Annotated in this window: 21 protein-coding genes, 1 tRNA gene and 1 pseudogene; 11 read left to right on the top strand and 12 right to left on the bottom strand. The window is 55.7% G+C overall.

What is annotated here, in order from left to right; all coding sequences use genetic code 11:
- Positions 1 to 194: 194 nt before the first annotated feature.
- On the bottom strand, positions 195 to 557 hold the full coding sequence (locus tag DFW101_RS11615; RefSeq protein ID WP_009181714.1) for an iron-sulfur cluster assembly scaffold protein: 363 nt from the start codon (positions 555 to 557) through the stop codon (positions 195 to 197).
- A 329-nt stretch (positions 558 to 886) separates the two neighbouring features.
- On the opposite strand from DFW101_RS11615, the gene DFW101_RS11610 reads away from it, so the two are divergent.
- On the top strand, positions 887 to 2,353 hold the full coding sequence (locus DFW101_RS11610; protein ID WP_050805037.1) for a sigma-54 interaction domain-containing protein: 1,467 nt from the start codon (positions 887 to 889) through the stop codon (positions 2,351 to 2,353).
- A gap of 179 nt (positions 2,354 to 2,532) precedes the next feature.
- Here the strand turns inward: DFW101_RS11610 and DFW101_RS11605 are convergent, their stop codons facing one another.
- The 3 genes from DFW101_RS11605 to DFW101_RS11595 all read right to left on the bottom strand — a co-directional run bounded on the left by DFW101_RS11605 (position 2,533) and on the right by DFW101_RS11595 (position 7,437).
- Positions 2,533 to 4,920, bottom strand: coding sequence for a methyltransferase domain-containing protein (locus DFW101_RS11605; protein ID WP_009181712.1), 2,388 nt, complete (start codon positions 4,918 to 4,920; stop codon positions 2,533 to 2,535).
- Between the two features lie 234 nt (positions 4,921 to 5,154).
- A complete protein-coding gene (locus DFW101_RS11600; protein ID WP_043642876.1) occupies positions 5,155 to 5,475 on the bottom strand; it encodes a hypothetical protein in 321 nt (106 codons plus the stop codon).
- Positions 5,476 to 6,591: 1,116 nt separating this feature from the next.
- Positions 6,592 to 7,437 (bottom strand): DUF169 domain-containing protein, encoded by an 846-nt coding sequence (locus DFW101_RS11595; protein WP_009181709.1) that lies wholly within the window; start codon positions 7,435 to 7,437, stop codon positions 6,592 to 6,594.
- Positions 7,438 to 7,735: 298 nt separating this feature from the next.
- On the opposite strand from DFW101_RS11595, the gene DFW101_RS11590 reads away from it, so the two are divergent.
- Positions 7,736 to 8,623, top strand: coding sequence for a LysR family transcriptional regulator (locus DFW101_RS11590; protein ID WP_009181708.1), 888 nt, complete (start codon positions 7,736 to 7,738; stop codon positions 8,621 to 8,623).
- Positions 8,624 to 8,681: 58 nt separating this feature from the next.
- On the opposite strand, the gene DFW101_RS11585 is transcribed toward DFW101_RS11590, so the two are convergent.
- Entirely contained in the window at positions 8,682 to 9,104 is a 423-nt protein-coding gene (locus tag DFW101_RS11585) for a type II toxin-antitoxin system MqsA family antitoxin (protein WP_009181707.1), read from the bottom strand.
- Between the two features lies 1 nt (position 9,105).
- Positions 9,106 to 9,408, bottom strand: a complete 303-nt coding sequence (locus DFW101_RS11580) for a type II toxin-antitoxin system MqsR family toxin (protein ID WP_009181706.1) — start codon at positions 9,406 to 9,408, stop codon at positions 9,106 to 9,108.
- A 588-nt stretch (positions 9,409 to 9,996) separates the two neighbouring features.
- Here DFW101_RS11580 and DFW101_RS11575 point away from each other — a divergent pair.
- The 8 genes and pseudogenes from DFW101_RS11575 to DFW101_RS19060 all read left to right on the top strand — a co-directional run bounded on the left by DFW101_RS11575 (position 9,997) and on the right by DFW101_RS19060 (position 15,483).
- Positions 9,997 to 10,284, top strand: a complete 288-nt coding sequence (locus tag DFW101_RS11575; protein ID WP_009181705.1) for a helix-turn-helix transcriptional regulator — start codon at positions 9,997 to 9,999, stop codon at positions 10,282 to 10,284.
- Complete coding sequence (locus DFW101_RS11570; protein WP_009181704.1) at positions 10,281 to 11,672, top strand: DUF3987 domain-containing protein; 1,392 nt, start codon at positions 10,281 to 10,283, stop codon at positions 11,670 to 11,672. Before DFW101_RS11575 ends, DFW101_RS11570 begins: the two co-directional genes overlap by 4 nt.
- A 190-nt stretch (positions 11,673 to 11,862) precedes the next feature.
- On the top strand, positions 11,863 to 12,246 hold the full coding sequence (locus DFW101_RS11565; RefSeq protein ID WP_043642873.1) for a plasmid mobilization protein: 384 nt from the start codon (positions 11,863 to 11,865) through the stop codon (positions 12,244 to 12,246).
- Positions 12,237 to 12,584: pseudogene (locus DFW101_RS20285) on the top strand (relaxase/mobilization nuclease domain-containing protein); the annotation flags it as partial. The gene DFW101_RS11565 and the pseudogene DFW101_RS20285, both read left to right, overlap by 10 nt.
- A 391-nt stretch (positions 12,585 to 12,975) precedes the next feature.
- Positions 12,976 to 13,506 (top strand): hypothetical protein, encoded by a 531-nt coding sequence (locus DFW101_RS19990; protein ID WP_009181703.1) that lies wholly within the window; start codon positions 12,976 to 12,978, stop codon positions 13,504 to 13,506.
- A 3-nt stretch (positions 13,507 to 13,509) separates the two neighbouring features.
- Positions 13,510 to 13,788: a hypothetical protein gene (locus DFW101_RS19820; protein ID WP_198285092.1), complete on the top strand. Its 279-nt coding sequence runs from the start codon at positions 13,510 to 13,512 to the stop codon at positions 13,786 to 13,788.
- A gap of 272 nt (positions 13,789 to 14,060) precedes the next feature.
- Positions 14,061 to 14,735 (top strand): DNA adenine methylase, encoded by a 675-nt coding sequence (locus DFW101_RS19065; RefSeq protein ID WP_009181702.1) that lies wholly within the window; start codon positions 14,061 to 14,063, stop codon positions 14,733 to 14,735.
- A gap of 4 nt (positions 14,736 to 14,739) precedes the next feature.
- Positions 14,740 to 15,483, top strand: a complete 744-nt coding sequence (locus tag DFW101_RS19060; protein WP_009181701.1) for an 8-oxoguanine DNA glycosylase — start codon at positions 14,740 to 14,742, stop codon at positions 15,481 to 15,483.
- Here the strand turns inward: DFW101_RS19060 and DFW101_RS19055 are convergent.
- From DFW101_RS19055 to DFW101_RS11540, 6 genes are all read right to left on the bottom strand, one after another.
- Positions 15,471 to 16,169, bottom strand: coding sequence for a nitroreductase family protein (locus tag DFW101_RS19055; RefSeq protein WP_009181700.1), 699 nt, complete (start codon positions 16,167 to 16,169; stop codon positions 15,471 to 15,473). The two genes, DFW101_RS19060 and DFW101_RS19055, sit on opposite strands and share 13 nt — an antisense overlap.
- On the bottom strand, positions 16,150 to 16,755 hold the full coding sequence (locus DFW101_RS19050; protein WP_009181699.1) for a 7-cyano-7-deazaguanine synthase: 606 nt from the start codon (positions 16,753 to 16,755) through the stop codon (positions 16,150 to 16,152). Before DFW101_RS19050 ends, DFW101_RS19055 begins: the two co-directional genes overlap by 20 nt.
- Complete coding sequence (locus DFW101_RS19045; RefSeq protein ID WP_198285073.1) at positions 16,749 to 17,912, bottom strand: PfkB family carbohydrate kinase; 1,164 nt, start codon at positions 17,910 to 17,912, stop codon at positions 16,749 to 16,751. The genes DFW101_RS19050 and DFW101_RS19045 overlap by 7 nt, the downstream gene beginning before the upstream one ends.
- A 620-nt stretch (positions 17,913 to 18,532) precedes the next feature.
- Complete coding sequence (locus tag DFW101_RS19515; protein WP_009181696.1) at positions 18,533 to 19,171, bottom strand: hypothetical protein; 639 nt, start codon at positions 19,169 to 19,171, stop codon at positions 18,533 to 18,535.
- 254 nt (positions 19,172 to 19,425) lie between these two features.
- Positions 19,426 to 20,445 (bottom strand): tyrosine-type recombinase/integrase, encoded by a 1,020-nt coding sequence (locus DFW101_RS11545; RefSeq protein ID WP_009181695.1) that lies wholly within the window; start codon positions 20,443 to 20,445, stop codon positions 19,426 to 19,428.
- 111 nt (positions 20,446 to 20,556) lie between these two features.
- Positions 20,557 to 20,633: transfer RNA gene (locus tag DFW101_RS11540), tRNA-Arg, on the bottom strand.
- A 60-nt stretch (positions 20,634 to 20,693) separates the two neighbouring features.
- Between DFW101_RS11540 and DFW101_RS11535 the strand changes: the two genes are divergently transcribed.
- Positions 20,694 to 21,062, top strand: coding sequence for an Hpt domain-containing protein (locus DFW101_RS11535; RefSeq protein ID WP_009181694.1), 369 nt, complete (start codon positions 20,694 to 20,696; stop codon positions 21,060 to 21,062).
- Positions 21,063 to 21,065: the final 3 nt, after the last annotated feature.

The raw sequence follows: 21,065 nt of genomic DNA, 5'->3' as shown, positions 1-21,065 counted from the left end.
CCGGGTCCGGGTGTGGTGCGGCAAGGGAAAGGATAGCCATGGTCTACGGAAGGGCGGGGCGGCTGTCAAAGCGGGGGAGGGAACCGGATTTCGGACATGAAAAAGCCAGGGGACGCGAGCGGCGTACGTCCCCTGGCCTGCCCCAGGCCGTCCGTGGGTCCGACGGGCGGCCTGGAGGACGGGAAGCGGTGTGCCTAAGCCGCTTCCCTGATACGGTAGTTGCGAAGGGCGATGCGCAGGGCGGCCACGCACCAGTTGTCGCAACCGAGCTTTTCGATGACCCGGGTCATCCTGGGCTGGAAATCCTCGGTGGACACGGCCTGGGCGTCGTAGACGCTCATGCCGCGAACGGTTTCGATGAGGGCGGCCATGCATTCGCGGCTGTAGCCGCAGCTTTCGACCGATCCACCGGCCTCGACGATGACGTCGTCGTTGATAAGGAGCTGCATCTTGACGGCCCGGCCGCAGGCGGAACATTCGCTCATGCCTTCGACGGTGTAGTGTTCGAGCGGCCGTACGATGGGGCGGACCTTGGCGGTGGTGGTTTCGGCGTTCATGGCGGTCTCCTTATGAAAATCTTTCGTATTTTTTGTGCTGCAGCGGCGTTGCCGTTGCCTCTTCTAAAGCAATGGCCGTGCCAGATATTGTAATTTATTGTAATCATTAAAATTCATAAAAATTGATCTGATCATCACTTCAAGCCGATGGGATGGTGTTGCAAATCGGCAGCGCGATTTTTGATGACGATCCTGTGAAACCCTGCAAAATCAAATTGTTATCGATTTTGCTCCATGTTGCATATTTGCCACATGTTGCGGTATTGCACAGGTGCAACCCGGTGAGATTGGGAAAACAGGGACGAACAGGAAGTCATTCGGGGGCAGTCTTGAGAAAAAAAGTACAAACACCGCCCGATCCCGTGGCCCGGCACCTCGACGCCATCCTCGACAGCATCGAGGACGGCGTGTTCATCGCCAACCGCGACGGCTATGCCCTCAAAGTCAACGCCGCCTACGAACAGCTGACCGGCATGTCCAAGGCGGAGCTGATCGGCAAGAACGTGGAAGAGCTCAAGAAAGCCGGGCTTTTCAACCTCGCGCCCATCACGCCCGAGATCGTGGCCACGGGCCGGCCCGCCTCCTCCATCCAGGTCACCCGGGACAACCGGTCCATGACCATCGACGGCAAGCCCGTGCGCGACCCGGACGGCACGGTCAGCCTGGTCGTGCTCTACGCCCGGGACATCACGCTCATGGCCCGGATGCGCGAGCGCATCTCGCGCCAGCAGGAGCTGATCGAGACCTACCAGCACCAGATGGATTTCTTCATCCGGGAGGGCGGGGGCATCACCAACTTCATTGCCGAGAACTCGGCCATGAAGCGGCTGATGGACCTCCTGCGCCGGGTGGCGGCCACCGACGCCGTGGCCCTGGTTCTGGGCGAGACCGGGGTCGGCAAGGAGCTTTTTGCCCGCATGATCCACGAGGCCAGCCCCAGGCGCGAGAAGCCCTTTGTCAAGGTGGACTGCGCCTCGATCCCGGAGAACCTGATCGAATCGGAACTCTTCGGCTACGCCCCGGGCGCCTTCACCGGGGCCCATCCCAAGGGCCGGGTCGGGTTTTTCGAAATGGCCGAGGGCGGGACCATCTTTCTCGACGAGATCGGCGAGATGCCGCTTCTCCTGCAATCGAAGCTTCTGCGCGTGCTCCAGGACCGGGAGCTGACCCCGGTCGGCTCCAGCCGGGCCAGAAAGACCGATGTCCGGGTCATCGCGGCCACCAACCGCAACCTCGAGGCCGAGGCCCGGGTGGGCACCTTTCGCAGCGACCTCTTTTTCCGCCTCCGGGTGGCGGTCCTCGAAATTCCGCCCCTGCGCGACCGGCCCGACGACATCCTGCCCCTGGCCCGGCTCTTCCTGCAGCGCTTCGGCGCCCGCTACCGCAAGCGGGCCGCCTTTTCCCTGGAAGTGGAGCGCGTCCTTGCCCACTACAACTGGCCGGGCAACGTGCGCGAGCTCGAAAACCTGATCGAGGGGCTCGTCATCACCTGCGACGGCGAGATCGCGGCCGACGACCTGCCCACAGCCATGCGGGTCAAGGAGTGTCCGCTGCCGGCCGCGGCCATGGGCGGGCCGGGCGGGGCCATGGCCACGGGCGGCCCGTCCCCGGCCGCCTCCTGCCCCGACGCCACCCCGGACTGGGACCGGCCCTACAAGGACGTCCTGGCCGCCTTCGAGCACGACTACCTGGAACGGGCCATCGCCCACTTCGGCACGGTCGGCGAAGCCGCCAGGCGGCTCGGCCTGGACCGGACGACCATCTTTCGGAAGATGAAAAAGGCCAGCGGGGAATAGCGGAGGGACAGGGGGAGGAGAGAGAAGGGATGCCTCCGGCGGCCGGGAGGCGATGACACCCCTCCCGGGCCCTCCCCGGCGGGAAAAGGGAAGGGCCGGAACCGGGGAAGCCGTGTGGTCGGCCGTGGCCGGCGTTGCAGGAATGCAACGCGGCTCCCGCGGCGGCCGGCCCGAGGCGCTTATTTTCCGACCGGCGGGGCCAGATTGAATGGGGCCAGCCCTTCGTGGGACGGCAGTTTTCCGAGCAGCTCCGTCACGGCCGCGTCGGCCGGAGCCGGGGCCCCGCAGCAGCACGACGACCCGCCGGCGTCGAAGGCCGGATTGGCGATAAAGCCCTTGTCGTCGAGGACCAGCAGGGCATCGCCACGCAGGTCCTCCTCGTAGAGCTCGATGTCCCGCACGTCCCCGGCCCGAAGCACGTCGCCCGAGGCCGTGACCACGGCCCGAAACGGGCCCCGGTACAGGACCGTGCGCCGGGGCGCGCCGGCGGCCGGCCGGCGGGCTTCCACCGTCACCGAATAGAACTGGTGCCCGCGCACGAACCGGTACGGAAACCGCCGGATGATCCGGATGCCGACAAAGCCCGATTCCTCCAGGATGGCGAACAGGTCCTTTTGGGTCAGCGTGCCGGAGATGCACTCCCCGCGCAGGGTCGGGTCGTTGCAGATGGCGGCCGAGGCCGGGGTGACGGTCGCCACGTCGGAAAAGACGATCCGGCCGCCGGGCTTGAGGATGCGGAAGATCTCGGCGTAGAGGCTGCGCTTTCGGGTCGAAAGGTTCAGCACGCAGTTGGAGGTCACGCAGTCGGCCGTGGCGTCGACAAGCGGCATGGCCTCCAGGTAGCCCTGGAAAAAGACCGTGTTGGCAAAGCCGAGGACCTCGGCCGTGGCCTTGGCCGCCGCCCGGGCCCGGGCGAGCATGGCCGGCAGCATGTCGAGGCCGATGACCCGGCCGCCTTCCCCCACCTGCCTGGCCGCGATCAGGCACTCCACCCCGGCCCCGCAGCCGAGGTCCACCATGGTCTCGCCCGGGACAAGCCCGGCGTCGGCGATGGGCGAGCCGCAGCCGTAGCCGCGCACCCGGTAGCGGACCGGAATATGGGCCACCATCTCGTCCGGGTAGTGGACCGGATTGACGATGTCGCCTTTCTCCGCCGCAGCCGCTTCGGTGTAAAAGGCCTTGATCTGGGACAGGCTCCCTTCCCCGGCGATGGAGAGCAGGCAGTTGGTGTGGGCAAGGGCCACCTCGCCGTGGGCGTGGCAGCTCTCGTGGGTCTCGCCCATTTTAAGCCGCACCGCCGGCCGTCCGGCCGGGACCCGCGGCGACACCTTGGCCGCCTCGCGCACGATGGTCCAGGCCGCCAGCCGTTCGAGGAGCGGCTGGTAGGGATCGTTGTCCGTGAACGTGCCGCTGTGGCGAAAGGAATGGTCGGGATCCCCGCCGCCGAGAAGAAACCGCCAGGGCGAGCCGGCCTCGGCGCAGGTGGCGGCCCGCAGACGCGCCAGCGGCGCGGACTGGCGCCAGGCCGTTTCCAGGCCCGTGGCCAGGGAGGCGGACAGTTCCTCCACGCCGATCAGGGCCGGGCTCGGATAGAGCCGGTCGTCCGGGCCGATGGCCACCGATTCGTAGCCCGCGCTGGTGCCGTCGTGGCGGGTGCCGACCGGGGCGAAGACCTGGGTCCGAAGGGCCTCCAGGTTGTCGATGGCCACGCCGCGCGCCTCGGCCCGAAGGGCGGCCGCGACCACGGCTTCGTACAAATCGTCCAGGTCCGGCTGCTGGTCGTCTGCCGCGCCCCGGCCCACGGCGAAGTGCCACATGAGGTGGAGCCCGGCCGCGCCGGTGGCGGCGGCCACGTCCACGATGCCGGGCAGGTCGCGAAGGTTGTCGCGGGTCGGGCAGAACGACAGGGTGACCGGATAGCCGAGCTGCCGGGCCAGGCCGAGATCGATCAGAAGCCGGCCAAAGGCCCCGGGTCCGCGCAGGGCGTCGTGGCGGGCTTCCAGGCCGTCGCAGCTCACCTGGAAATGGAGCCGGTCCCTGGGCCAGCGGCCAAGGGCCGGACGGGCCGCGTCAAAGCCCGTGCCGTTGGTCAGGACCACGACGTGGGCCGCTGGGTCTTCGAGGGCCGCGTCGAGAAGGGCCTCGAACCCGGGGTGGAGAAACGGCTCGCCCCCGGTCAGGGCGAAGACGCGGCAGCCGAGGTTCCGGGCTTCGGCGATGCGGGCCAGCCCCGTTTCGGTGGCCAGCTCCCGGGCCGCGGCCGGTCCGGAGCAGAAGAGGCAGTGCCGGCAGGCCAGGTTGCACCGGTCCGTGACGTGGAGCCACAATTCCTTGAGCGAGGTGAGCGGCAGCGCCGCCTGCCGCCCGGCGTAAGGGGCCAGGGGGAAATCGGGCAGGCGGTCGCAAAAGAGGGCGGCCTCGATGCCGGCCGCGCCGGCGCGTCCGGCCCCGACCAGGACCGCGTCCCCGGCGGCGTTCGGCACGAACCAGTCCGGCACTTCCGGGCGCAGGTACAGCGGCGTGTCGTCGTGGACCAGCCGAATCCAGCGGGCGGCGTCAAAAACCATGGTGTCCCTCACGGGTTGTCGCGTATTTTCAGGGGAGTTGGCATAGCAAGGCACACTCTTCCGAGCGTTCAGGAATAGCCCATGGCGCGTGTGGTGACAAGGCCGGGCACACGGATCGTCGGCAGCCGTCCGGCCGGGGCTCGCCGGCCGCGTCCGCTTCGGCCGGCGCACACCCGGGCGAGACGTGCGGCCAGCCATTTCCGGACGCAATGCCCTCCGTGCCCGGGCGGCCTGTCACTCCGGCTTGCGGGCCTTCAAGGGCGCATCGAAATGATAGCCGCACACGCCGCCGCAGCGGGCCACGTCGAGGATATCCTTTTGGTCGAGAGGAAAGAGCCGGCAAGCTTTGGGGCGGCATTTTCCATAGATGCGACACAGTTTATCCGCGGTCAGCATCGGACAGGTCAGGGAAAAATGGCAGCATGTTCCACATTGGTGGCAGTCGCCCCGACGCTCCTGCAGTTGCCTGGCCACGTAGCCCTTGCGAAAATGAACGGCGTACAAGCGCCGTATTTTCCCAACGAGAATATGCATCGGATGTTTTGTCGTCGTCATGGCCAAATCCTCTATCGGGCTTGCCGCCCAGGCCGGCCGGTCCGGGCATCCCCGGCGGTTTACCCCACCTCCTTGAATTTCTCCAGGTCGAAACGACCAGGGCCGGCCATGGCGTCCTGGCCCTGGGACGGCAGCCATTCCCGGCACGCCTCGCATGGTCGTGGGCGCCCCCGTGACGCAGGGAGGCAAAGCGGTTTTTCCGATGCAATTGTCGTCGGTCACGAACACGGTGCCCCGGAAGCCCAGGCCCGGATGGCTTCGAGTTCGCCGCGGACCTGATCCGGCGCCTTGTGGCGGCGGCCCCGGTCTTGCCGGGCAAGGCGGCTTTTTGTATCTCTTGCGGCAGACTTGGCATATGGCTGGTGGGATGGCGCCGGAGAGGCCGGCCGGCAGCCGCGGCAGGGAAAATGTCACGTAACAATCGCATTTACTTGGCGCGCCCGGAGCGATTCGAACGCCCGACCGTCGGATTCGAAGTCTCATAATACGTTCAATTTTTACCATGCCTTATCAGAAATAATCAAACAATATCAGATAGATGAGTGTTCATGAATTTTCATGAAAATGCACGCTTTTTCAGACCGAGTGGAGCAAAATTGGAGCAAATTGGAGCAACTTTTTTTGGCGTCTTCGATGCACAACGTGGGATGGCCCCTGTCCCCGGAAAGGCAGTAGCCCGAGTACGGTCCCTCCCGCCGGAACGACCGAGTGAAGATCCTCGCGTGAATCTTCACTCGCAAAAACTCCTCGTGCTGCAGGTAATATGGGGAGTTTTGCGTAACGGCCCAGGTCACAACAAATGATGTCCGGCCCAGATGAGACTCGCGTCCGGACGTCACGCTCTCCTCGGGATTGTATGGTATGCCGCAAATTCCCTGCTATGTACGGCAGGATAAAAAGGCGGCCGAGCATGCCCGGCAGTTCGTACTGGAGCCGGAAGCACTTCAAGCCCGCCATCGACTTCTTCTGCGGCGGTTTTGATTTTTATCCCAAGCATGCCTGAATGCAGCCACCTACGGAAAAACACGGAAGGGGTTGCCCGAAACTAGGTAACCCCTTTTCTTTGCAACTGACTCGCCCAAAGGACAGGGTCAGGCTATCAAACAAGAGCCCGGCCTATTCTTCTTCCCCCCAGGCTTTGGCGCTACGGGCGATTTTCTTGCGAATGTTCTTCCACTCCCCGTCCACATTGAACATGGATTCGGGCAAGGCGGCCAGCATTTTCCTGTAAAGGCCCAAAGGCACCGTGAAAGTCAGTTCGTCGGGCTTCATGCACTTTCTGGCCGAAGGATCGAACCCGCCGAGGACGGCTTTTTCCAGCCCCTGTTGCTGGTAATACAGAGGCCAGGCGAGCATGTTGGTGCAACCCGCACCAAAGGGAGAAACCACGCAGTCCATGTCACCTGTGGTGAATGCCGTTTGAGTGAATAAGCCGGTCAAAACCTCGGGTCGGGCGAAGAAGATGACGAACTCTGGCTCCTGACCGTTTGTGAACTGGGACAACGGCTTAAAGATACAGTACTTCGCCGGAGCCGGGCGCGGATTGACCGTGGCAAGGAAATTTCGCACGCTCTCAGCATTGGGCATATACCTCTCGCCATGAATTGGCGTGCCCTTGATGCCCGTGCCCACATAATGCTCAATGAAAGCAAAGGCTGGCTTCATCATGGAGCAGTAGTACACGCCCCCGATGCAGCCGTATTCTTCCGTTGAAATAAAGGCGGCGCTGTGTCGCTTTCTGGCCAGCCAGACATTGCACATGACGCAGGAGAATGTCTTGAAGATTTCCTGCATGTCCAACTTGCCCTGATCCTCCAATTCGCGCGAAATGGGTACCCCCACCTTCGGCCCGACAGCCTTTTCCGGCAAGGTATCGGCGTAATGCACGCCGAACGGCTCTTCCTTCATGCCGAGATGTTCCAGAAATGTATTGGTGTCATTAAGGACAGACTGCATGGTCATATTCTTTCGCTCCTGTGGTTGGTTGCCGAACAATCTGCGCCGCGCATGCCTCGTCTCTGTAGGGTGATGCCGCTCATCACCGATGCTTCGTCGTGAGAACCACCCTCCGGAAGCCCGGACGCGCCCCAGGTGTTTGTCGGAAGCGGCTGCACCAAACCTCCCGGGCGGGTTCGAGGCCTCATCGACGGCAGGCACACCGCCTTGCGGTTCTTGCATTCCGCAGTATGCTTTTTTAACATTCGCAAAAAATAAATAAATAGCCTAAATGGAAAACTCTAACCCAAAAATGGGCATAATCATGCAAGAGTTTCTGACAGACCTGCCACTTCTGGTCGCGGTCGCGCGGCAGAAAAGCTTTTCGAAGGCTGCTGCAATATCGGGGATGAGCGCTTCAACACTCTCAAGGCGCATCAAATTGTTGGAAAAGCGGATGGGGGTGCTGCTCTTTTACAGGGACACCCGCAATGTGAAGCTGACAGATACCGGATCGGCTTTGATAGAGCGATGCGAATTCATTCTTGGCGAAGCGCAAAAGGCTTATGATTCCGTAGTGACTAACATGAGAAGGCCTTCTGGCCTGGTTCGTGTCTGCATGTTCCGGGATATGTACGAGAACCACATGCGGGGCATGCTGCTCGATTTCGCTGCGCGTTGGCCAGACATCCGGTTGGACCTGACCTTTGCGGAGCACTCGGTGGACCTGCGCATCGATCCCTATGACGTCGCCTTTCTCATCGGGCCTTCCATCGCCCCACCGCTTGTGGTCAGAAAGCTGTTGACCATTGAGCCTTTTTTGTACGCATCCCCCGAACTCTTCAAGCATCACCCCATGCCGGTGGAGCCGAAGGACCTGTACCGACTTCCCTGCATCGTGCTCGAACGCTTCGGGCATCGTTGGCCCATGCACAACAGCAATAGGCAGGTCCTTGTCGATGTCGAGCCCAAATACACCTTCAGTTCCGTGGAGATGTGCCGCGATTTCGCCCTGGCCGGACATGGCATCGCCTTGCTCCGGGATCGGCTGGCCGCACCGGACGAAACGGCCGGACGCCTCGTGCGGGTACTCCCCCAGTGGAGTGGGGGATTAGGGCACGACGTCTATCTGGTGACAGGGCCCGGCCAGCTCCCTCAGAGAGTCCGCCTGTTCGTGGATCACATCCAGGCGAACTACGCCTCACGCCCATAACCGGGTGAGGCTGGCTTTGTCGGGGTGCACGCGAAAAAAGGAAGAACAACAAAAAGCATCAGCAGGAAGGACGCCCCTGATTTTCCCGAAGGATCGTGAGCGCGTCAGGCACGGCGTCCAGCACCTTTAACAGGTTGGTCACGGCCCGGCTGGTCAGGGCATCCCCCTTCTCGTACTTGGTGAACGCCTTCGGGCCGCCGCCGATGAGGTCGCCGGCCGCCGCCTGGGTCAGCCCGAGCTTTTTGCGGATGCGCTTGACCTGCGGGCCGTCCAACAGCCCCTCGCACCTCGCCTTCATGGCGTTTAGTGCCCGGTCGGAGACCTTCATGTCCGCACGGGTATAGAGACCTTCCCCGCATTTCGGGCAATACCATCCGGGCATGGCGACAGTCATCGTCTGTCCCTTGTAGGAAAATTCCACCGGCCTCACGTCACGAACCATTTCGGTTCCGTCTTCGTGGCACAGGGGATTTGTTTCCATGCTATTTCTCCTTGAAAGAGAGCAGGTCAAAGGCCGAAATCCTTCCAGCCATAAACTTCACGTATAAAATCCCGGCGGATGTCGGCACATGATACACGTCCTGCCAGGCCGCGTTGTCCGCGTAGGCGGTCATGGATTTGTAAAAGTGCCTGCGGTTCATGCTCTCAATGACCGCCATCATGCCATCGTAATCGAAGCCGAGGCGTTGGGCTGCCTGGGCGGCGGTTCTCGTCACGGCGACTTCGCCCCTTCTCGCCGCATCTTGGAAAGAGCCCAGGTCATACGTCGGCTTTCGTTTTTCCATAAGTAAAAATTACCATAAAGGTACTTTCTGTCAAGACCATCAGCCTCGGCCAGGGCGGGGCCATTGTCGCCGCAGGCCTCCACGCCCCTCCCAAGCGTCTCCCTAATCCGCCCTGTCAGCAGCGAAGTCCGAAGCTCTCCCGAGCCGTGCCCCGAGCACTCGCCCGGCGGCAACCACCGTAGTCATAAGGCCGCCTTCGAGAGTTGACTGGTCCGAAGAATGCCGGCAGGTCGCCGGCCTCCGGGCAGGCATAAGCAACGTGCAATCGCAGGATTGACGAAGGCACACTCCTATTGGTCTGAAAAAAAATTCAAATTATTTTATCGCATATATCATACTAAAATAGTTGTGTGTTTTACAAAAGCCACCGCAACAAATCAGGTCTGAGCCAACCATAACCGCAGAATTTACATCGCATACGGGCTGGAAATGACAAATCTATGCACTATAGTGACAAATAGTGACAAATAATGACAAATCTTTTTATTAGTACTCGAACTCACTACATTTTTTCGAAAGTTGACATAGAATAACAATTCATGATTATCCTCGCCCATTCATAAACAGCCAATGGGACAAGGATTACTCATGGTGATCAAGCGTTTTTACAACATCGAAGAGCTGTCAATTATCCTCGGAAAGAGCATCGCTTCAATCCACGCTCATCTCTCCCGCAAACAGTTTGACGCCGTCCCCCCGCCTGTGAAGTTAGGCCGTCGACTGGCTTGGCAGGTGGAGTCCGTGAATGAATGGATCGACACCAAGGCCTCCCAGGCAACTCCCTGGAAGCCGACCTCCCCCGCACAGCCCGCGCCGCCTGCCAGACGACGCGGTAGGCCCAAAAAAACGGAACAGCGGGACAGGGGTGAGAAATGAGCGGCAGGCCCTTGGTCTCTTCGCTGCCCTGCACACGCCAAGAGGCCCCACCGGATGATCCCATTGGCCTCAACCTCAAGGAGTGGCCTCGATTCTCGTTTGACGCCTGCCCGGGCATCCTGGGCGAGTTTGTGCGGCTGGCGACGCGTGACAGCGAAGCTGATCCGGCGGCGGTCTGCATCACGGCGTTGGTGCGTTTCGGAGCGGAGGTCTACGGCTATGCGCCCGATAAAGGCCCGCACCTCTATGTGGGCGAGACCGTCCACTCGCCGCGCCTCTTTGCCGTCATCTGCGGCAGCACCAGCAAGGCCCGCAAAGGAACCTCTCGACATCCCGTGGCGAAGCTCTTTGGGCGGGAACACTGCCTGCCCGCTGATCTGAAGATCTGGGGGGTCCCTTTGCCCGCCAGAGAGAGTGGCGGCCCGCTCTCAACAGGAGAAGGGCTGGCCCATCATGTGCGCGACGAAAGCGATGAAGAGCGGGAACGGAGACAGCGTCAGAACCCTGCCGAACCGGTCCGCGAAAAGGGAGACAAAAGGCTCGTCATCATGGACGAGGAGTTTGCCAGCGCCCTTGCCTGCACCAAACGGGAAGGCAACACGCTCTCCATGGGCATCCGTTGCTTCTGGGATTCCGGCGACTATGCCCCCCTGACCAAGAACAACCCCGTCCTGGTGCGCGGCGCACACATCAGCATCATCACCCACATCACCATGCAGGAGCTCGCCGTGTGTTTGGGAGAGGTGCAGGCCGTGAATGGCTTCGGCAACCGTTTCCTCTGGATATGCGCCCGGCGCTCGAAACTTGTCGCCCTGCCTTCACGGATGCCGGACGCAGAGCTTGCGCCCTTGCAGCGTGAGCTTTGGCGGTGCGTGGGACAAGCCCAGCAACGCGGCGTCATGACCATGACGACGAAAGCACTGGAGCTCTGGCGACACGTCTACCCAGAGCTCTCCCAGGAGCACACGGGACTGGCCGGGAGCATTATCAACCGGGCCGAAGCCCAAACCCTCCGTCTGGCTCTCCTCTATGCGCTCTTGGACGCTCAGGGGAAAATCGAGGAGCCCCACCTGCAAGCGGCCCTTGTCATGTGGCGCTATGCCCAGGATTCGGCGCGCTACATCTTCGGAGACCGGGCGACGGACCCGCTGGAGGATAAGATCCTGGAAGCGCTCAAGGCCGGCCCACTCACGGCCACCGAACTAAGCACCGTCCTGAGCAGGCATGTCCCCCGCGACCGCCTCAAACCTCTGCTACAGCAACTCGAAGCGCAACAGCGCATCACCATCACCAAGCTCAAAAACGCAGGCCGTCCCCGGATCATCCTGGCTCTGCGCGAATTAAGCGAAAAAAGCGAAATAAGCGAAGAAAGGAGGAGTCTCGCGTGAACCTTATTTCGCTTATTTCGCTTTTTTCGCCATCGGTATGTAGTTGCGGGAAGCCTGCGCGCATCGGCGGCATGTCGCAGAGCCAGCCTACCCGTTGTGGGCACGCGCTGACGCGGTGCCCCCTGCCGGGGCTGGCGGGTGGGCTGCGCCCCCCTCGACCCCTGCCAAAGGCATCAAGGCAGGTGACGCCATGAAAGAAAAGGCTCCGAGCCGGACAGCCTGGATCAAGCTTCGCGTCACCCCGGCTGAGAAGGAAGCGATCACGGCCAAGGCGCAAGCCCAGGGCCAGACCGTGACGGATTTCATCCGCCAACGCGCCATGGACTACCGCCTTCGCCAAACACCCCTGGAGAAGGAGCACGTTCGCCAGCTTGCCCGAGTGGGTGCGAACTTGAACCAACTAGCCAGGTGGGCCAATACGTACAAAAGCCGTGCAGAGGCCATTCAGGTCTTGGCTACCCTCTTGAGCATCGAGAGGTCCCTCAAGCGAGGCGCAGGCGCGGGAGAAGGCGAGCGGCAAGAACCCTCTTCCTCCATGGAGTCAAAAGCTTTCAGGGAGACACCATGTACATGAAGGTCTTCCCGCACGGCCAGGGGGCCGGGGATGGGCCGACGCGCTATCTTGTGCGTCCGGACTACCCGGACCGGGACAAACATCCGCCGGTAGTGCTGCGCGGCGATCCGGAGCTAACGCGAGAGCTGATCGACTCCCTGGACACCAAATGGAAGTTCACGGCCGGGGTCCTTTCCTGGCATCCGGACGAAGTCGTGACGCCCAAGCAAGAAACGCGCGTCATGGACGACTTCGAGGCCGTGGCCTTTGCCGGCCTGGAGCCGGACCAGCGCAATATTCTCTGGGTGAGGCATCACCATGCCGGGCATCATGAGCTCCATTTCGTCATCCCACGCGTGGAGCTCTCAAGCGGCAAGGCCTTCAATCCCTGCCCGCCCGGGTGGCAAAAACACTTCGACGTGTTCCGGGACCTGCACAATCACCGCGAAGGTTGGGCCAGGCCGGACGATCCGGCCAGAGCCCGACTGCGCACGCCGGAACACGCGGACCTGCATAAAGCCCGTCTAATTCGGTGGGGAACAACACCCGGCAAGGACGAACGCGCGGAGGCCAAGGACGCCGTCCACGCCTTCCTGCTCATGAAGATCGAAGAGGGGCAGGTTACAAACCGCTCCGAGCTTCTTGCGGCGCTACGGGAGGCTGGCCTGGAGATCAACAGGGCGGGCAAGGACTACGTCACCGTCAAAGACCCTGCCAGCGGCGAAAAGCTTCGCCTCAAAGGGGGAATCTATGCCGAACACTGGCAACTCGCTGGCCTCCCTGGCCGAGCGCATGCGGGCCAAGACCGAACAGGACCGGCAGGAGCTCGAAGCCCTGACCCGGCAGCAATTCAACGCTTTGAGCGAGAGCTTACGGCAGTCATCGACCGCCGCGCTGCGTACAACCGAAGCCGCTATCCAGGAAAAGCTTGGGAAGCTGGAAGAGAGCATCGCCTCACGCTGCCAAACCCTGAGCTGGGCCTTTGGAAAAAGATGGCTGCAAGCCCTGCTCCTGAGCATGGCCTTGCTGATGGGAACCGCTTTGGGCGGCTGGGGCGTGGTGACCCTGATCACAAACAGGGTCTTGGCCTTACAGGGGGAGATTCAGAGCCTCAATGCGAGCAAAGCCGAGCTGGAGAACACCGTCGGCCAACTGGAAAAGCGGACCTGGGGGTTGAAACTCCTGGAGAACCAGGATGGCCGGTTCATCATCCTGCCGCCGAAAACTTCGGCCCACACAGGCTGGACGGTGGGCAAACAGCAAGCCGTAAAACTGGAGTAGGTCATGACCGAAATAGAACGTACTCTCACGGATACTCTGAGTGTTTTGGAACGGGAGCTGCGACAAGCACAGGAAGTCCAGGGAACAATCCAGGCCAGCCAGCAGAACGCACTAGCTACGCACTTAAATACTTTGAACCATCTTCAGGAACAGATCAATTCTATACTTATTCAACAACATGGATTCTCACAGCATTTGAAACGATTGACCATTGTATACAAAAAATTGAAACTGCTGCTGAATCGATTGAACGACATTATAGACAGGCGTCAAGATCCATAAGGTGGAACAACCATCTAAAAAACGAGATGGAGGAAACTAGGTAACCATACAGGACGTATACCGGGATAAATGTGAATATCTAGTTTCGTTTTTTCTTCTTCATGGACGCTTAACCGCAAGATCCTAGAGTCACAGATCCGTGTCCTTCATGGCCTCCCTCCCGGGAAGGCCATTGCCTCTCATGTACCCACGGGAAAGTCGAAAGTCCCTCATTTTCAGAGCCAACCAGAAAAAAACTTGACCTCATCGCCAAATTTGACGATGATCAAGGCATGCGATTTGACGGAGGAAAAGGGGTTTGCTTTGCGCAAATCATTAATCTTATCCCTCCCCACACGAGATACATCGAGACTCACCTTGGGGGAGGAGCCGTCATGCGGAATAAAAAGGCATCCACAGAACAAATCGGAATAGATATTAACCCGTCGGTAATTCAAAAGTGGGAAAAAAGTGAAGATAGTTTATGCAAATTAATTAACGACGATGCAATATCTGCGCTGCAAAAACTTAAATTAGACAGTGAGACCGTTATATATGCTGATCCTCCTTACCATCCACTGACAAGACGACGCAGAAAAGTATATAAGCACGATTACAGCCTAAATGATCACATTATGTTGTTAGACTTTGTTCTATCTATTCCGAGTAAAGTCATTATATCAGGATATTATTCTGATCTATATTCTGACAAGTTAAAGTATTGGAATGTTCACAAATTCAAGGCAAAGACACACACTGATGTTAGAGAAGAATATATTTGGTATAATTTTGAAAAGCCAAAAAAATTACATGACTACAAATATGTAGGCAATAATTTTAGAGAGAGGGAAAGAATAAGAAGAAAACGGGAGAGAATCATAAAAAATCTCATGTCAATGCCAATTGTTGAAGTAAATGCTATTTTATCCACACTAAAAGAAAATGTTGACCCTATAATTGAGAACTGAAAAAATGCAAGTATTAACATACCTTGAAGAAGGGCAAGTTCGTTCCTTAACTCTTCCATCTCCTGAAGAGGAAGTAATGCCAGGAATACGCTGGGGAGAATGCGAGAAGGTATTTACTCCTGCTTACTGGGCCTACCAAGCATGCAGAAGAGAAAAATATATAACTACTCATAGACTAGGCAACACATTGCTGGAAGAGATAGTTGCTTGTATTTTAGGAGGCTTCGGCATCCCAGCCGAAGTAGGAATGGCTGCTTTTTATGAAGTTCGACGCCAAAATTGTTTTGATCATTCAGGGTGTTCTATGGAAACTATTTACAACATATTGAGTCTGCCCATAGACATAAAAGGGAAAAAGGTAAAATATCGTTTTGCTAAACAGAAAGCTAAATACATTAACAATGCCATTGTAAAATATCATCAAATAGATTCTAACTTTGATGACCCATTAACGATGCGCTCATGGCTATTGAAGCTAATCGGGATAGGGCCAAAAACAGCTTCATGGATTACACGTAATTGGTTGGGATCGGATGAAGTCGCTATCCTCGACGTACATATATTTAGAGCAGGGCTGATCGCTGGTTTTTTCTCCACCAAAGATAGTGTTGCCTCAGACTATTTTCAGCTTGAAAAGAAATTTCTGAATTTTGCAGAATCGATAAAGACCAAAGCTTCAACCTTAGATGCTATTATGTGGGCAGACATGCGGGTTGCCCATAGGACAGTGTCTACTCATTTTTCGTAAGGGCCTTTCCTCCCTACGATACATCCTCCAACAGGAGATAAGCTTTCGGGAATACACAACAATTCCCTTATTTCATTATCACCAGTAATGCCTAGAGGACAAAAATTAAGTCCAATGGCTTCAGCAACAAAAGCCAAATGCCCTAATGCCACGCCCGCATCTCTCCAAATCAGGCTTTCTGCGTTTTCATACTTTGACGACAATTTTAAATCTTGTGAGACAAACCAAATTATATCACCAAATTGCGGGTCAAGTACAGAAGAAATTTTATGGATAAAATTTAAAATTTGCCGATTATTTATATCAAGTAAACATAAGGCGTGTGCACAGTCATCATACAGAAAACAGTTCCATCTATTATTATGATGCGTTATATACAAAACATCAATAGAATGCCGACCTCCGGCGGAAGGGAACGCCTTGTGTTTAATCGTTATGTCAAATTCCTTTCGCGTACAAATACTTTTAAATGAATACCAAAAAAGCAAAGAGATATCAACACGACTTGTTTTGTAAAAAATACGCTCAGTCGCTCTTGTTGAGCATAGGTCAAATATATTAACAACATCTGTTCGCTTCACATGTTCTAAATATTCGACACTTTTAACATCGTATTTATATTCTGAGAAAAGACCTGCTTGACTTCGTAGACTTGGCGAATTAAGCTTAACAAGATTCCTTTCCATAGCATTCTTCCATTACCAAACGATGTTTATTACATCCCCTGCATCTGCCACAGGCAAAGTCAGACACATGGCACGAATGTGACCACGCCAATAATGTTCTAGGAATCTTTGACATGTTCACTAATTCGGCAGCAGTCATGTCAATAGCAGGTGCCATAACCTCTATATTCCCTTCTTGAAATGATAATGTCCTCGAAATTTTATCTACAAAATCAGAACACCCATCTTTATAGCTCGAGTCACTCTTGACTAGTCCGATATATAGCAAATTGATATTTCTACAAATAGCTTTCATTGCTGCTAATGTAATAAGCAGTTGGTTGCGAAATGGCCACCAATCGGTCGACGGGGCATTGGGTAATGGGGCTGCCATTGCCATGTCGCCAGAACCTAGACTGGAGCAATCTATGGCTATCGTATCATGAGAGATGCCAATTTCCTTTGCCACCTGTCGCGCTGCTCGTATTTCTGCCATAGCTGCTTTTTGCCCATAGTCAATTGTAAAGGCAAAATTAGGCTTTTTCCAGAAAGCCAAAGATGTTGAGTCCATGCCGCCAGAAAGCAAGATGGCACTATTTTTTACCATAACATCCACCGAGTATTATACACAGCCGCAACGAAGTCGTTAAAAACATAACACCCCGAGCCTTCAATCATTTTTAGGTCCTCTTCTTTTTCGTTTTCAACAAATACAATTACTGGCTTATCAAGTGCCTTTGCGAACCCAATTTCAAATATCGTTCCCGGGTCTTGCCCGCTGAGGATTGCAAAGAGAATGTCACATTCGCGAATTGCCTTAATATCCTTAGGAGCAACATCGACACCTGCCCCCTCGCCAATGTCGTGGTATGGCGAAAAGACTTGTAAGCCTAAATCAATGAGAGCATTTCGCGCCTCTTCTATCATCCATAATTGCGAAAGCGTAAAGAACGGACCCGCTAGATAAACTCGTGGCTTTTTCCTGATGTCCTTCTCAGCAATCGGCTTTAGCCCCAATTCTGTAGGCGACCTGATTGTAGCAAGAGGCAGTGCTGGCAACTTGCAAAATTCAGCCACTGCGCCAGATGCGTTTTCAGCGGCTTCGATAGATTTCTTTTTGTTTTTAGCCCACTCGAAAGCAAAAACCGCGCTAAATATATCCCCAGAACCAATTGGTGAAATCGAATTTGTCTGGAAGCATGGAATTAGATTATAATTTCCGCTCTCATAGACTAAAGCCCCACGCGGCCCCATTTTCAAAACAACAACTGAGGCATTGTCCACATGACTAATTTTAGCAACAATTTCTTTTTCATCTTCAAGGCCTGTGAGCAAATTTCCTTCATGTTTATTAAGAATCACCGCCAACTTTCCAGCCTTAGATCCATTGTCGTGAAACATTTTTGGCAGATATGCGTCCTGAGGATCATAGACAGCTATTTGCGAATCAATAATTGCATCTCCCTCCAGCATGCCGTATCGTAAAACTATTTCAGCAGCTATCGAAATTGGAGTATTCTTTTTGATCAACAACGGATGTGGACATATTGTTGGAATGGACAAAGGATGTATATATGAAAATGTTATTTTCTGGTCATTATTTGTGTGAGAAAAGTCAAACTTACAAGAGTGAGCTATTGCAGAAAATTCTTTTTCTACTTGACGAGAAGCATACGAGTACAATTTTAAGCCATGGTCAAGACGAGACAACGCCACAGCAGCCCTGCCACCTGACCCGTATATGTTGCGCATATACGGCGTCATGCAATGCTCATAATATACTCCACCAACTATTATCATTTCTTCACCTTCGGCCTAATCGTTACCTGACATTGACCACCATCTACAGCATCCACTGTAGCAATATATTCGAATCCAGCCTGAATACACTCTATAAACTCAATAAGCTTTGGAGATATTATCGATCCAGCACGCTCTCCATGGAAACTTGCTGCCAGGATTCGTCCTTGGTCTATTAGTTCTATCTGTAATATACCCCCTTGTTTCAACTTCGTGATGACTTCTGGCACTGGAGAGCTAAGGATTGTTCTTTCAAATAAGCTGCTGCAAATATTGCCACCGCCCCCGCTGCCACCCCCTCCGGACGACCCTCCACTACCACCACTAGAGCTATTAGACCCCTCTCCGCCTGGAGCGCCACCTTGACCAGAATTCCAACCATCTCTTGGGAAAGAACTACCGCCAGCACCTGACATAAAAGCCTCCCGCGTAGGTGTATTTCATACAATAATGGCCACTCTTTTTGTTGCCCAGGACTAAACTAATATAACCTTCTTAAAGTAATCCCCCATGCTTCGAAAAGGAGCAAACAGACCAGACTAACTCTGCATCAATAGGGGCACACTATGCTTATTGGTATATTGTTATTTATTTGAATTTTTTAAGTAACATTTTTCTATTGTTTCTAAAGATAACTTCAAGTCTTCCACGCTAACGTAGGACTTATTTTTGCCAAGAAAAATATCAACCCCTCTTTTCCATCCAATCTTTCTAAAAAACTTCAAAAAAAATCCTAGATCACAATTTATCAAAATATGAAACAAATAACTCTCCATCTTATATTGGTAACTTTTTAAACATTTTACATAGATATCATGAGTCATGTCGGCGACATCTGGACTAGATTTTCGAAGACTATTCACACCCCCTTTTGAGGCAAGCGCGATCAACATACACAAATTTCTTACGTCTCTGGCCAATCCTATGTTTATCAACGATATTCTTTCACAGGTTGCAGCAACCTCTTTATGAAAATCTTCCCCCCCAAGAATAAATTCACTTCCATATTCTAATGATAATTCTTCCGAAAAATGCCTATTTTTAACAAACTTTCCCTCTCTGATTTTAACAACAAGTTTGATATCGTCTAAAACTAGAATTAAAAAATATGCTGCCTTAGACACCTCCCCGCGGACCGCCACTCGGCGTTGGACGAAAAAACCTACTTGGGCCAAAAGAAAACCCAAAAGCAGCCCTCCTATCCCAGTGGTAGTGCTATTCATTCAAGACCTTCGGTAAGTTGAAAAAATCAAATTCGGAAACATATAAATCTAACTAGCCATGAATTCTTATCTGTTTACATATAGATCGTCCCGGTGGCAAGGGGGAAGTTGGGCCATCATAAAAACGCCATCGTCACCTTCCTCATTCAACTGCATGTCTCCCTGACAGCGGTTTTAAAGCCAGTGCTTACATCCAGATCGCTATACAAGCAGGCAGAACACAAAAGGGCTTTTCCTCTTGATTTCGAAAGAAATTAAAAGCGCCTGACCTCTCCACGCTTCGCGCCATCCAGTCTCGCGGCGAGGTTGGCCGAGCGTAAGTGCGTGTACCTCGCCAGCATTTGCAATGACTTATGCCCGGTAATGGCCTTGATTTCCATCACATCCAAGTCCGTATGCTCAAAGAAGCGACTGGTGGCTTCATGGCGCAGGTCATGAAAGTGCAAGTTCGCCAGTCCGGCCAATTGGCAAGCCTTGCCCATCTTCGATGACAGCGTGTCGGGATGGAGGTGGCCGGGAAAGACTCGCCCGGAAATATGACGAGGGAGCCCTTGGAGCACTTCGATCGCTTTTCGAGATAAAGGGACTGTCCTGCATGTCCCGTTTTTGGTGTCACGCAGCAGCACCGATTTGTTGCGGAGATCAATGTCTTCCCAGGCGAGCTTGACTATCTCGCCACGGCGCATGGCTGTTTCCAGGGCGAACTTGATAATTGCGCAAAACTCAAAATCATCGCCAATAGCTTCAAAGAGTTTTTCTTCCTCGCCAGATTCCAGCCGTCTCTCGCGTCCCGGCGGCAATTTTGGTTTGGCGGCGAGTTGCACGGGATTGGTCAAACTCTCCATTCCCCAATCGCTCTTGGCAAAATTAAAGAGCCTGGAGAGAAGAGCCAGGTCCAAACGGATCGTATTGGCCGAAATACCCTCTTTCTCCCGGGCGCGTCGGTAATCCGCAATGTCTTTAGACCGAATCGTTGACATGATACGGTGGGCGATGGCACGTGATTGAAGGCAATTAGCTCGGGAAATTTCACGGCGAGGGTCTTTGAGCCTTGGCAAATATTCCTCTTTATAGCGATCCAAACATTCGCTCAAAGTGTAGCTCTCGGCCTCTTTGGTCGAGACAAACTGTCCTTTGGACATCTCGGTCTCGACTCCCTTTGCCCATTGCTCGGCCTCGGCCTTTGTATCGAAGGTCTTGCATGTTGCCGGGTAACCTCGCTTGCGAATCCTGGCTTCCCACTGGAGATTTCCCCGCTTGCGAAATGTTGCCATCGCTCCACCTCTCTGTTGGAGCAAGTGGAGCAAAATTGGAGCAGAAAATCAAGAAGGCGACCTGTCGCTTTCGACAGATCGCCTTCAGGCTTTGTGATTATTGAACTTTTTTGGTGCGCCCGGAGCGATTCGAACGCCCGACCGTCGGATTCGAAGTCCGATGCTCTATCCAGCTGAGCCACGGGCGCGCGGGTGGAACCTAAATGCCGGGGCCTGTCGCGTCAAGGCGCGCGGGCAAAGGAACGGCCATGGAGGCACCGGTGCGGCCCCTTCCCTCTCCCGTGACGGTGGACGGCGACCTGCGGCCCATCTTTGGCCGGTTTCTCGACATCCAGCGCGGCCAGATCGAGGCGCTGGGCAACGCCCTCGTAGCCGGCGACCAGGGAACCGCCGTGCTCTTGGCCCATACGGTCCGGGGCGCGGCCGCCACCTACCAGTTGCCCGAGGCCGCCGCCGTGGCCGCCGCCATCGAGGAACAGGCCCGTGGCCGCAATCTGGCCCCGGCCGCGCCCCTGGTCGACGTCCTGCGGCGCTATTTTCGGGAGGTGGAAGTGGTCTTCCGGGACGAGCGGGAAAGAACCGATGGGCCGGTTGCGGCCCGAACGGAAAACCCGTAGTCC

Source organism: Solidesulfovibrio carbinoliphilus subsp. oakridgensis (assembly GCF_000177215.2).
Taxonomy (GTDB): domain Bacteria; phylum Desulfobacterota; class Desulfovibrionia; order Desulfovibrionales; family Desulfovibrionaceae; genus Solidesulfovibrio; species Solidesulfovibrio carbinoliphilus.
This window is presented reverse-complemented; position numbering and strand designations above follow the sequence as displayed.

Coding starts and splice junctions, on each gene's coding strand:
- DFW101_RS11615 (WP_009181714.1), bottom strand. CDS start 557: ATGAACGCCGAAACCACCACCGCCAAGGTCCGCCCCATCGTACGGCCG.
- DFW101_RS11605 (WP_009181712.1), bottom strand. CDS start 4,920: ATGGTTTTTGACGCCGCCCGCTGGATTCGGCTGGTCCACGACGACACG.
- DFW101_RS11600 (WP_043642876.1), bottom strand. CDS start 5,475: ATGACGACGACAAAACATCCGATGCATATTCTCGTTGGGAAAATACGG.
- DFW101_RS11595 (WP_009181709.1), bottom strand. CDS start 7,437: ATGACCATGCAGTCTGTCCTTAATGACACCAATACATTTCTGGAACAT.
- DFW101_RS11590 (WP_009181708.1), top strand. CDS start 7,736: ATGCAAGAGTTTCTGACAGACCTGCCACTTCTGGTCGCGGTCGCGCGG.
- DFW101_RS11585 (WP_009181707.1), bottom strand. CDS start 9,104: ATGGAAACAAATCCCCTGTGCCACGAAGACGGAACCGAAATGGTTCGT.
- DFW101_RS11580 (WP_009181706.1), bottom strand. CDS start 9,408: ATGGAAAAACGAAAGCCGACGTATGACCTGGGCTCTTTCCAAGATGCG.
- DFW101_RS11575 (WP_009181705.1), top strand. CDS start 9,997: ATGGTGATCAAGCGTTTTTACAACATCGAAGAGCTGTCAATTATCCTC.
- DFW101_RS11570 (WP_009181704.1), top strand. CDS start 10,281: ATGAGCGGCAGGCCCTTGGTCTCTTCGCTGCCCTGCACACGCCAAGAG.
- DFW101_RS11565 (WP_043642873.1), top strand. CDS start 11,863: ATGAAAGAAAAGGCTCCGAGCCGGACAGCCTGGATCAAGCTTCGCGTC.
- DFW101_RS19990 (WP_009181703.1), top strand. CDS start 12,976: ATGCCGAACACTGGCAACTCGCTGGCCTCCCTGGCCGAGCGCATGCGG.
- DFW101_RS19820 (WP_198285092.1), top strand. CDS start 13,510: ATGACCGAAATAGAACGTACTCTCACGGATACTCTGAGTGTTTTGGAA.
- DFW101_RS19065 (WP_009181702.1), top strand. CDS start 14,061: ATGCGATTTGACGGAGGAAAAGGGGTTTGCTTTGCGCAAATCATTAAT.
- DFW101_RS19060 (WP_009181701.1), top strand. CDS start 14,740: ATGCAAGTATTAACATACCTTGAAGAAGGGCAAGTTCGTTCCTTAACT.
- DFW101_RS19055 (WP_009181700.1), bottom strand. CDS start 16,169: ATGGAAAGGAATCTTGTTAAGCTTAATTCGCCAAGTCTACGAAGTCAA.
- DFW101_RS19050 (WP_009181699.1), bottom strand. CDS start 16,755: ATGGTAAAAAATAGTGCCATCTTGCTTTCTGGCGGCATGGACTCAACA.
- DFW101_RS19045 (WP_198285073.1), bottom strand. CDS start 17,912: ATGACGCCGTATATGCGCAACATATACGGGTCAGGTGGCAGGGCTGCT.
- DFW101_RS19515 (WP_009181696.1), bottom strand. CDS start 19,171: ATGAATAGCACTACCACTGGGATAGGAGGGCTGCTTTTGGGTTTTCTT.
- DFW101_RS11545 (WP_009181695.1), bottom strand. CDS start 20,445: ATGGCAACATTTCGCAAGCGGGGAAATCTCCAGTGGGAAGCCAGGATT.
- DFW101_RS11535 (WP_009181694.1), top strand. CDS start 20,694: ATGGAGGCACCGGTGCGGCCCCTTCCCTCTCCCGTGACGGTGGACGGC.